This is a genomic window from Trinickia diaoshuihuensis (assembly GCF_003390925.1).
GTDB lineage: Bacteria > Pseudomonadota > Gammaproteobacteria > Burkholderiales > Burkholderiaceae > Trinickia > Trinickia diaoshuihuensis.
Genome location: NZ_QUBS01000073.1, coordinates 51,146 through 62,101 on the forward strand (window position 1 = coordinate 51,146; position 10,956 = coordinate 62,101).

At 62.8% G+C, this 10,956-nt stretch carries 7 protein-coding genes; all 7 read left to right on the forward strand.

The window, feature by feature from the left end:
- Positions 1-60: 60 nt before the first annotated feature.
- Positions 61-1,002, forward strand: a complete 942-nt coding sequence (locus tag DXT59_RS14850; RefSeq protein ID WP_116137658.1) for a carbohydrate ABC transporter permease — start codon at positions 61-63, stop codon at positions 1,000-1,002.
- Positions 992-1,849, forward strand: coding sequence for a carbohydrate ABC transporter permease (locus tag DXT59_RS14855; protein ID WP_116137659.1), 858 nt, complete (start codon positions 992-994; stop codon positions 1,847-1,849). Before DXT59_RS14850 ends, DXT59_RS14855 begins: the two co-directional genes overlap by 11 nt.
- Before the next feature lie 101 nt (positions 1,850-1,950).
- A complete protein-coding gene (locus DXT59_RS14860) occupies positions 1,951-3,069 on the forward strand; it encodes an ABC transporter ATP-binding protein (protein WP_116137660.1) in 1,119 nt (372 codons plus the stop codon).
- 374 nt (positions 3,070-3,443) lie between these two features.
- Positions 3,444-6,050 (forward strand): glycoside hydrolase family 15 protein, encoded by a 2,607-nt coding sequence (locus DXT59_RS14865; protein ID WP_116137661.1) that lies wholly within the window; start codon positions 3,444-3,446, stop codon positions 6,048-6,050.
- A 365-nt stretch (positions 6,051-6,415) separates the two neighbouring features.
- Entirely contained in the window at positions 6,416-7,888 is a 1,473-nt protein-coding gene (locus tag DXT59_RS14870) for a circularly permuted type 2 ATP-grasp protein (protein ID WP_116137662.1), read from the forward strand.
- 65 nt (positions 7,889-7,953) lie between these two features.
- Positions 7,954-9,003, forward strand: a complete 1,050-nt coding sequence (locus tag DXT59_RS14875; RefSeq protein WP_116137663.1) for an alpha-E domain-containing protein — start codon at positions 7,954-7,956, stop codon at positions 9,001-9,003.
- 45 nt (positions 9,004-9,048) lie between these two features.
- Positions 9,049-10,956: transglutaminase family protein (locus DXT59_RS14880; RefSeq protein WP_162878089.1), on the forward strand; the 1,908-nt coding region annotated here is incomplete at its 3' end.

Sequence of the window (10,956 nt, forward strand, 5' to 3'; positions counted from 1 at the left end):
CGCGCTTGTTCAGCGTTTCGATCGTGCGCGGCCGGCGTGCAAGCACTCAGGAGTCGAGTAGTGGCTGCCTCTCTCAGCGGCAAAGGGAACAACGCGACGCACGTACCCCACCGCACATCGTCGATTTCGGCACTGGCCGACCGCTGGATCCCGAAGCTCGTGCTTTCGCCTAGCGTGGCGATCAGCCTTGTCTTCGTCTACGGTTTCATTCTGATCACCGGCTATCTGTCGCTGTCCAAGTCGCGGCTGATGCCCAACTATACGTTCGCGGGCTTCACCCGCTACGACGAACTGTTCCAAAACGACGTCTGGTGGACGTCGGCGAAAAACCTCGGCTGGTTCGGCATTCCGTTCATTGCCGTCTGTATCGGTTTGGGTCTTTTCCTCGCCATCTTGCTCGATCAAAAGATCCGCAACGAAGGCGCGTTGCGTGCCGTGTTCCTCTACCCGATGGCGCTGTCGTTCATCGTGACCGGTACCGCTTGGCAGTGGATTCTGAACCCGGCGCTCGGCCTCGAGAAGGTGCTGCACGACTGGGGCTGGACGAGTTTCTCGTTCAACTGGCTCGACGATCCCGACAAGGCCATTTTCTGCGTCGTCATCGCGGCCGTTTGGCAATCGACGGGTTTCGTCATGGCGCTGTTTCTCGCCGGTTTGCGCGGCGTCGATTCGGAAATCTTCAAGGCGGCTCAAGTGGACGGTGCGACGCTGCCCACGATCTATCGCAAGATCGTGATCCCGAGCATGCGCCCGGTGTTTTTCTCGGTGCTGTTGATTCTGTGTCACATCACGATCAAGACGTTCGACCTCGTCGTCGCGTTGACGGCCGGCGGACCCGGTACGTCGTCGTCGCTGCCTGCGATGTTCATGTACACGTTCTCGTTCAACCGCGGCCAGCTTGGCGTGGGCGCCGCCTCGTCGATGATGATGCTGGCCACCGTCGTTGCCGTACTCGTCCCGCTCATGTATTTGGAATCGAGGAGCACCCGCAATGCAGCCTAAGATGACGATTAGTCGAGCGTTCATTTACGCTGCGCTCCTGCTGTTCGCGTTGTACTTCCTGTTTCCGCTCTACGTGATGCTGTCCACGTCGTTCAAGGATCTGGACCAACTGCGCACGGGCAACTTGCTGACGCCGCCGTCGAACTGGACGGTCGCACCGTGGGTGAAAGCGTGGAGCGAGGCCTGCACGGGCGTGCGTTGCGACGGGATGCGGCCGTTCTTCATGAACTCGGTGCGCATGGTCATCCCGGCCGTGCTGCTCTCGTCGATCATCGGCGCGTTCAACGGGTATGTGCTGACGCACTGGCGGTTCCGCGGCGCCGACGCGATTTTCACGATGCTGCTGGTCGGCTGTTTCATCCCGTTCCAGACGATCTTGCTGCCGATGGCGCGCTTGCTCGGAGCGGTGGGCATCTCGAACACGATTTCGGGTCTCGTGCTCGTGCACGTCGTCTACGGCATCGCGTTCACGACGATGTTCTTCCGTAACTTCTACGTCAGTATCCCGGCCGAGCTCGTGAAGGCGGCCCGCATCGACGGCGCCGGTTTCTTCATGATCTTCACGCGGATCTTGCTGCCCGTCTCGCTGCCGATTTTCATGGTCTGCGTCATTTGGCAGTTCACGCAGATTTGGAACGACTTTTTGTTCGGGATCGTGTTCTCGGGCGTCGATTCGATGCCGATCACGGTGGCGCTGAACAACCTCGTGAATACGTCGACGGGTGTGAAGGAATACAACGTCGATATGGCCGCGGCGATCATCGCGGCATTGCCGACGCTCCTCGTGTACGTCATCGCGGGCCGCTACTTCGTGCGCGGCTTGACCGCAGGCGCCGTGAAGGGCTGATTGGACGTTTCGTTGCGTCCGGCTGCGCCACGCCGAACGCCGCGCAGCCAAAAACACGCATCGCATCTATCGCAAGCAGAGCAGATTAAAGGATTTTCAGCATGGCAAGCCTTTCCATCCGCGACGTATACAAGACCTATCCGAACGGCGTGCCCGTCCTGAAGGGTGTCGACATCGAAATCGAGGACGGTCAGTTCTTGATTCTCGTCGGCGGCTCCGGGTGCGGGAAGTCGACGCTGCTCAACATGATCGCCGGCCTCGAGACGGTTACGAAGGGCGAGATCTGCATCGACGGCAAGGTCGTCAACAACCTCTCGCCGAAGGATCGCGATATCGCGATGGTGTTCCAGTCGTACGCGCTGTATCCGTCGATGACGGTGCGCGACAACATCTCGTTCGGCTTGAACATCCGTAAGGTACCGAAGAAGGAGCAGGCGCAGATTGTCGATCGCGTCTCGCAGATGCTGCAGATCGATCACTTGCTCGATCGTAAGCCGGGGCAACTGTCGGGCGGCCAGCGGCAACGCGTCGCAATGGGCCGCGCGCTCGCGCGCGATCCCGTGATGTTCTTGTTCGACGAGCCGCTCTCGAACCTCGACGCGAAGCTGCGTATCGAAATGCGCTCGGAGATCAAGCTGCTGCATCAACGCTTGGGTACGACGATCGTCTACGTGACGCACGATCAAATCGAAGCGATGACGCTCGGCGATCGCATCGCCGTCATGAAGGACGGCGTCGTCCAGCAGTTCGGCGCGCCGCAAGAGATCTACGATTCGCCGTCGAACCTGTTCGTGGCGGGCTTCATCGGCGCTCCGCCGATGAACTTCATCGAAGGCAAGCTCGTGGAGCAGGGCGCGGGCGTCGGCTTGGAGATCGATACCGGTGTGGAGCGCAGCGTGCTCAAGCTGCCGTTCGAAGCGAATCGCGTCAAGGCGAACGTGGGGCAAAAGGTCATCCTCGGCCTGCGTCCGGAACGTCTGACCGACGCGCGCGGCGCGCACGATGCCAATAGCGCCGATTTGCAGCCGCTGACGGTCAAGGTCGATGTGATCGAGCCCACGGGCCCGGATACGCTCGTCTTCGCGCAAATCAACGGCAAGCGTACCGTGAGCCGCGTGCACCCGGCCTCGAACCCGCAAGCGCAGCAAAACATGACGCTGCTCGCCGATGTGTCCAAAGCCGTGTTGTTCGATCCCTCGACGGAAGCACGCATCGCCTAATGCGATAGGCATACCGGCTCCGTCAAGCGGGGCGCGTGACGCGCCCCGCGACGCGAGCCGTGCGCAACGGTCGCATCGCTGTCGCCGTATCTTCGGTTTATCGTTTCGTCACTTAACCGTCCTATCTTTTAGCCGATCTTTTCGGATCGGCCGGCTTGGATTCATAGTAATTAGTACTACTAATTATTCGTAGCTGTTGTCTGTTGCTTTGTCTGCTTTCGAGTAGTTCGGCAAGACCCGGGTGCTTAATCGGCGCTCGGGCACGACGACGCGCCACGCCATTCTCCCTGACGTTCGGAGCGCTTTTTCGGCGCGTCTTACGACACATCCTTACGAGAGAGAAGAGGGCCGTGAAACCAAGAACCGTTTTGCATATGGCCGCGGCATCGACCGCCGCGTTCCTGATCGGCATCGCGCATGCCACCACTTCCGGCGAAGCGTTCGGCAGTCCGGGCGCGACCGCTGTCCACGGACCGGCGCAGAAATCGTTTTTAGGCACCGCCGTCGGCAGCACGGCTTCGTCGCTCTATTTCACCGGCTATCGCGGCGTCGTCTCGGAGGTGTATTACCCCGTGCTCGATACGACGGAATCGGTCGACCTGCAGTTCCTGGTCGGCGATACCGCGAAAACCTTCGTCGACGAGGAGAAAATGCAGCCCTACACCGCTGCGCAGACCGATTCGCGCACGATGAGCTGGCAGGTGACGACGAGCAACAGCGCGCACAACTGGCAGATCTCGAAGGTGATCTATGCCGATCCGACGCGCAATTCACTGATCGAGCGCGTGACGTTCCAAGCGTTGAACGGCACGACGGTCGGCAACTACAACCTCTATTTGCTGTTCAAGCCCCATCTCGACAATGCGGGCTCGAACAACACCGCGCTCACGCAGACGGCCTCGAACGGCCGCGTCATGCTCGTGGGCAATCACAACACGCGTTATTCGGCGCTTGCCACGTCGCTGCCGTGGAAGGTCCAGAACGGCGTTTCGATGGTATCGAACGGCTTCGTCGGGCAGAGCGACGGCTGGACCGACTTGCTCGGCGGCTCGTCCGCCGACAAGACGATGGACTGGACTTACTCGTCCGCGACGAACGGCAATATCGCGCAAATGGGTTGGCTCGACCTCCAAGGCAGCAGCGCAACGAGCATCTCGTTCAATGTCGTGCTCTCGTTCGATAGCACGTCGGCATCGAATGCGATGAATACGGCCAATGCCACGCTAGGCGACAACCTCGATACGCTGCGCACGCAGTACGACTACGCCTGGCATACCTATGCGGCCGGGCTCTCGACGCAAAACGGCACGGCCGACAACGCGTACTATCTCGCCGCGATGACGCTCAAGACCATGCAGGACAAGAGCAACGGCGCAATGATCGCGGGCATTGGTACGCCATGGGGCGAATCGCAGACCGACAGCAATAGCGGGGGCTATCACCTCGTTTGGCCGCGCGATCTCTTCAAGTTCGCGAATGCGTTGATCACGGCCGGGGATACCGCGACCGCGACGACCGTCGTCAACTACTTGTTCAATACGCTGCAGCAAAAGAGCAATTGCGGAACGGCCGAGTACAACGCGTCGGGGTGTCCGCAAGGGTACAGCCGGGTCGGGCGTTTCCCGCAGAACGCCTGGGTGAGCGGCGTGCAGTACTGGCAGGGCACGCAGATGGACGAACAAGCGATGCCGATTTTGCTTGCTTGGCGGCTCGGGCCCAGCGTCTATAACGCACAGTGGTCGAATATTCGTTCGACGGCCGACTACATCCTCGCCACGGGGCCATGGACCTATCAGGAGCGCTGGGAGGAGAACTCGGGCTATTCGCCGTCGACGATAGCGGCCGAGATCGCCGGACTCGTCGCGGCCTCGCAGATCGCACAAGCGAACGGCGATGCGACGCGCGCGGGCAACTATCTAGCCGCCGCCGATTATTGGCAGCAAAACGTCGTATCGTGGACCTATACGAACACGGGCCCCTACGGTAACGGTCGCTACTATATCCGCATCAATCCGTCGAACCCGGTCGGCAGCGGTACGGGGCCGCAGGTCTACAACCCGGCATCGGGGCCCGATTCGGGCCAGACGTTCACGGTCAAGAACGGCGGCGGCACGCAAGACGAGCGAGCCGTGGTGGACGGCGGCTTTCTCGAACTCGTGCGCATGGGCGTGAAACGCGCGAACGATCCCACGATCACGAACACCCTCACGGCCTATGATGCGGTCGTCAAACAGAACGTGAGTGGACAAAATCCCGCCTGGTTCCGCTATAACTTCGACGGTTACGGCGAGCACAACGACGGCAGTCCATTCGACGGTACGGGGGTGGGCCGGCTCTGGCCGATCTTCACGGCCGAGCGAGGCATGTACACGATCGCGAGCACGGGCGTGGGCAGCAACGGCACGTCGTACTTGAACGCGCTGAAAACCTACGCGACGCCCGAGGGCTTCATCCCCGAGCAAATCTGGCCGAACACGACGACGCTGCCGGGCGGCTGGCAAGTGACCACGCCGTCGGGCTACAAGGTGGGGGCGCCGACCAAGTCGATGGCGCCGCTCAATTGGGCGATGGGCGAGTACATCAGCTTGCTGGCGTCCATTCAAGCGGGGAAGATCGTCGATATTCCTTCGATCGTCTGCGCGCGCTACAGCAACTGCGTCGTGCCGCCTTCGAGCGGACAAGTCGGCGCATCGGTGAGCGTTACGGCAAATACGCAACCGGGCCAATATATGTATGTGACCGGCAACGCAGCCGCTCTCGGCAACTGGAATACGAACCTCGGCGTGCCGGTCGATCCCTCTAGCTACCCGATCTGGAAGAACACGGTGAATCTGCCGGCGAGCACGACGGTGCAATACAAGTATTACCGCAAGAATGCGGACGGTACCGTGACGTGGGAGAACTACCCGGGCGGCGGCAATCGCTCGATCAGTACGCCGGCGTCGGGCAGCATCGCATTGAGCGACACGGTGTCTTGGTAACGTGATGGGGCAGGCAGCGTTCCTCGTTGCCCTGCCCTGGTGCGCGACTGATGCGCAAGCGTTCCGTCGCGGTGCGCTCGTACGCAACACACTTCGATCATTTCTCCCTCCATGGCCTCGGAGCCTTGCTCAGAGGCCATCGGCATGCAATTTGCCTTAATCGGTCCGCACCCTTAGCAGCAGCGGTAAGCGTCGCCAGGGCGCCCGGTCGAGCGGCTTCGATCGGATTGCGGGTGCCCGACGATGTAAATGGGCGCCCGAAATCGAAGAATGCTTGATACCGAACGGCCGCGCCCGCGAAGGGCTGGAGCCGGGCTCGACCGGGCCTCCACGGCGGCCTCGTATAACGAACGGGAAAATCGGCCATGAAGCAAGCCTTCTTCAGCGAGATGTTCGAGCGCAACGGACCGGCTATCGCCGGCGTCCCCCCCGCCGAGTTTCAAGGATGCGGCGAAGCACGTTCGCATTACCACGAGTTCTTCAAGTGGATGTGCGCGCAAAGCGAGCAGCAAATCACCCACAAGCGCGCCGAAGCCGATCTGAACTTTCGCCGCGTGGGCATTACGTTCGCCGTCTACGGCGCGAACGACGCAACCGGGGTCGGCATGGAACGGACGATCCCGTTCGACGTCATCCCGCGCATCTTTCCGGTGCAGGAATGGGCGGCCCTCGAGCGCGGGTTGCGGCAGCGCGTCGGCGCGCTCAATCGCTTCATCCACGACGTTTATCACGAGCAAGCCATCGTGCGCGCGGGCATCGTGCCGGCCGAGCAAATCTTCGGCAACGGCCAGTATCGCCCGCAGATGCAAGGCGTCGACGTCGCGCGCGACATTTACGCGCACATCGCCGGCATCGATATCGTGCGGGCCGGAGCCGGGGAGTTCTACGTGCTCGAGGACAACCTGCGCGTGCCGTCCGGCGTTTCGTACATGCTCGAGAACCGCAAGATGATGATGCGGCTCTTCCCCGATCTGTTCGCGCGCAACCGCGTCGCGCCCGTCGCGCACTATCCGGACTTGCTGCTCGACACCTTGCAGGCCGCGGCGCCGCACGGCGCGCCCGATCCGACGATCGTCGTGCTCACACCGGGCATGTACAACTCCGCGTACTTCGAACACGCGTTCCTCGCGCAGCAGATGGGCGTGGAACTCGTCGAGGGCAAGGATTTGTTCGTCGATGGCGGCTTCGTCTATATGCGCACGACGCAGGGGCCGCAGCGCGTCGATGTAATCTATCGGCGCGTCGACGACGATTTTCTCGATCCCGAGGTCTTCCGCGCCGATTCGACGCTCGGCGCGGCCGGTTTGGTTTCGGCTTATCGGGCGGGCAATGTGACGCTCGCCAATGCGGTCGGAACGGGCATTGCCGACGACAAGTCGATTTATCCGTACGTGCCCGACATGATTCGCTTTTATCTGGGCGAGGAGCCGATCCTGAACAACGTGCCGACGTGGATGTGCCGCAAGCCGGACGATCTACGTTACGTGCTCGACCACCTGCCGGAACTCGTCGTCAAAGAAACCCACGGCGCGGGCGGCTACGGAATGCTCGTGGGGCCCGCTTCGACAAGCGCGGAAATCGAGGCATTTCGCGCCGCGCTGCTCGCGCACCCCGACAAATACATCGCGCAACCGACGCTTGCCCTGTCCACCTGTCCGACCTACGTCGAAAGCGGCATCGCCCCGCGCCACATCGACCTGCGTCCGTTCGTGCTCTCGGGCAGCGAGGTGCGGATGGTGCGCGGCGGACTGACGCGCGTGGCGCTGCGCGAAGGCTCACTCGTGGTCAACTCCTCGCAGGGAGGCGGCACCAAGGACACCTGGGTGCTCGAGCAGTAGGACATCGGACACTGGACCGTCGCGCCGAACGATTCTCGCTTCGGTAACGCCACTTCGGAGACATCATGCTGAGCCGTACCGCCGACCATCTGTTCTGGATGGCACGTTATACCGAGCGCGCCGAAAACACGGCGCGCATGCTCGATGCCAATTACCAGCTCGCGCTCGTGCCGCAATCGGACGAATACGTCGCGCTGGGCTGGCGCGCGATGCTCTCGATCTCGGAGCTGGCCGGCATTTATGCGGCCGCGCATCCGAGCACGACGAGCCGCGACGTCATCGCATTCATGTCGAGCGACCGCGATAATCTTTCGTCGATCATTAGCTGTTTGCGGGCCGCCCGCGAAAACGCCCGGGCCGTACGCGGATCGATCACGACCGAGCTGTGGGAAACGCTCAATACGACGTGGCTCGACGCCCAGCGCATGCTGGCCGATGGCGTGCTCGAGCGCGATCCTTGCGAGTTCTTCGAGTGGGTCAAGTTCCGCTCGCATTTGTCGCGCGGCGTGCAGCTCGGGACGATGCTGCGCGACGAAGCATTCAACTTCATGCGGCTCGGCACGTTCCTCGAGCGGGCCGACAATACGGCCCGCATTCTCGACGTGAAGTACGAGATGCTCGAGCAGCGCGGCGCGACGCTCGCCCAGCCGCTCGCGCAGTCGCTCGACTACTATCACTGGGCCGCGGTGCTGCGCTCGGTGTCGGGCTTCGAGGTCTATCGCAAGGTCTATCGCGACGTCATCGTTCCCGAACGTGTCGCCGAGCTGCTGATCCTGTTCGATAACTGGCCGCGTTCGTTGACGGCCAGCCTCGACGAAGTGCGGCAACTGATCGGGCGCGTGCGCAACGCGCGCTCCGCTCGCGCCGAAGCGATGGCCGTGCGATTGCATACGGACGTATCCGCCTTGCCGATCGGCGAAGTGCTGCGCGGATCGCTGCATGCTTGGCTCACCGATTTTCTTGCGCGCGTCAACGAACTCGGCAGTTGCATCAGCGAGGATTTCCTCGTGCCGCTCGCGCCCGAACCCGCACTCGTCGACGTCTTGCCGATGTCCCAGTCCCAATCTCAGAGTCAATCTCAATCGCAGTCGTCCACGCAACCGCATGCGGCGTAAGCGTCGCGGCCCGAATCATTCCGTTCATCGCATCGAGGTTTCCCCGTGTCGATCCGCGTCGCGTTAAACCATGTCACCGAGTACCGTTACGACCGCCTCGTTGCGCTCGGGCCGCAAACCGTACGTCTGCGGCCGGCGCCGCACTGCCGCACGCCGATCTTGAGTTATTCGATGCGGATCGAGCCGGCGAATCACTTCGTCAACTGGCAGCAAGATGCCTTTGCGAACTATCAGGCGCGGCTCGTCTTTCCCGAGCCCACGAACGAATTTCGCGTGACGGTGGATTTCGTGGCGGAGATGTCCGTCTACAATCCGTTCGACTTCTTTCTCGAACCGCAGGCCGAGACGTTTCCGTTCGACTACGCGCCGGCGCTCGCGGCCGAACTCGCGCCGTATCTGGCGCGCACCACCGAAGCGACGCCGCGCTTCGCGGCCTTCATCGAGAGCATCGATCGCACGCCGTCCAAGACGGTGGACTTTCTCGTCGCGCTCAACCGGCGGCTCGCGCGGGAGATCGCCTATCTGATTCGGATGGAGCCCGGCGTGCAGGCGCCGGAGGAAACGCTCGAGAAAGGCTCGGGCTCATGCCGCGACACCGGCTGGCTGCTCGTGCAAACGCTGCGCCAGCTCGGCTTCGCCGCGCGCTTCGTCTCGGGCTATCTGTTGCAGTTGGCGCCCGATGAAAAAGCGCTCGACGGCCCGAGCGGCACGGAAGTCGATTTCACCGATCTGCACGCGTGGTGCGAGGTGTATCTGCCGGGCGGCGGGTGGATCGGTCTCGATCCCACGTCGGGCTTGATGGCCGGCGAAGGCCACATTCCCGTGGCCTGCACGCCGCAGCCCGGCAGCGCGGCGCCGATATCGGGGGCGCTCGACGAGTGCGAAGTCGAGTTCGCGCATCGGATGTCGATCGTGCGGGTGCACGAGACGCCTCGCGTGACGAGCCCGTACGACGAAGGTACGTGGGGCGAGATCGAGCGGACGGGTGCCCAAGTCGATGCCGATCTCGCGGCGATGGACGTTCGTCTCACGATGGGCGGGGAGCCCACCTTCGTATCGGTTCGCGACCGCGACGCGCCCGAATGGAATACCGACGCGCTTGGCCCGACCAAACGCGGCTACGCCGTCTCGCTGATGGACAAGCTGCGCGCCCGCTATGGCGCGGGGGGCTTCTTGCATGTAGGTCAGGGCAAGTGGTATCCCGGTGAGCAATTGCCGCGCTGGGCGCTGTCGCTCTATTGGCGCGCGGACGGCGAGCCGTGCTGGCAGGACCCGGCACGCTTCGCCGACGAGCGGGAGCCGATGCAATACACGGCCGCCGATGCCGAGCGGTTTATTCGCCGGCTTGCGTCGGAACTCGCATTGGACGATGGCCATATCCAAGCCGGTTATGAAGACGTCTGGTACTACCTGTGGCGCGAGCGGCGCTTGCCGGTGAACGTCGATCCGTTCGACTCGCGCTTGGACGACGAGCTCGAACGCTTGCGGCTGCGCCGCGTATTCGACGCCGGGCTGTCGTCCGTCACGGGTTACGCGTTGCCGCTCGCGCGTGAACGCGGCACGGCGGCCACCCTTGCCGGAGCGCGTTGGGTCACGGGTCCTTGGTTCTTTCGTGACGAGCGGATGTATCTGATCCCCGGTGATTCGCCGATGGGTTATCGCTTACCGCTCGATTCCTTGCCGTGGGTCAGCGAGGCCGACTATCCGTGGCTGCACGAGCACGATCCGTTTGCACCGGCGACGATGCTGCGCGGCGCCGCGCAGTTGCGCGCCCAGTATGGATCGGGGGAGCGCCAGCGCCCTCACGTCGACGAGTCGGAGCCGGCTGTGCCCAAGCGGGGCGAATCGGCGGCATCGGTGCGGCGCACCGCGCTTTGCGTCGAAGCCCGCGACCCCGCGCGCGCGGCCGGGCCGCGCGCGGAGGCCGACGCTGTGGCCGGCGGGCGCGAGAGC

Excerpts from the sequence above, each read along its gene's own strand:
- DXT59_RS14865 (WP_116137661.1), top strand. The coding sequence starts at position 3,444 with ATGGCCGCGGCATCGACCGCCGCGTTCCTGATCGGCATCGCGCATGCC.
- DXT59_RS14855 (WP_116137659.1), top strand. The coding sequence starts at position 992 with ATGCAGCCTAAGATGACGATTAGTCGAGCGTTCATTTACGCTGCGCTC.
- DXT59_RS14870 (WP_116137662.1), top strand. The coding sequence starts at position 6,416 with ATGAAGCAAGCCTTCTTCAGCGAGATGTTCGAGCGCAACGGACCGGCT.
- DXT59_RS14860 (WP_116137660.1), top strand. The coding sequence starts at position 1,951 with ATGGCAAGCCTTTCCATCCGCGACGTATACAAGACCTATCCGAACGGC.
- DXT59_RS14875 (WP_116137663.1), top strand. The coding sequence starts at position 7,954 with ATGCTGAGCCGTACCGCCGACCATCTGTTCTGGATGGCACGTTATACC.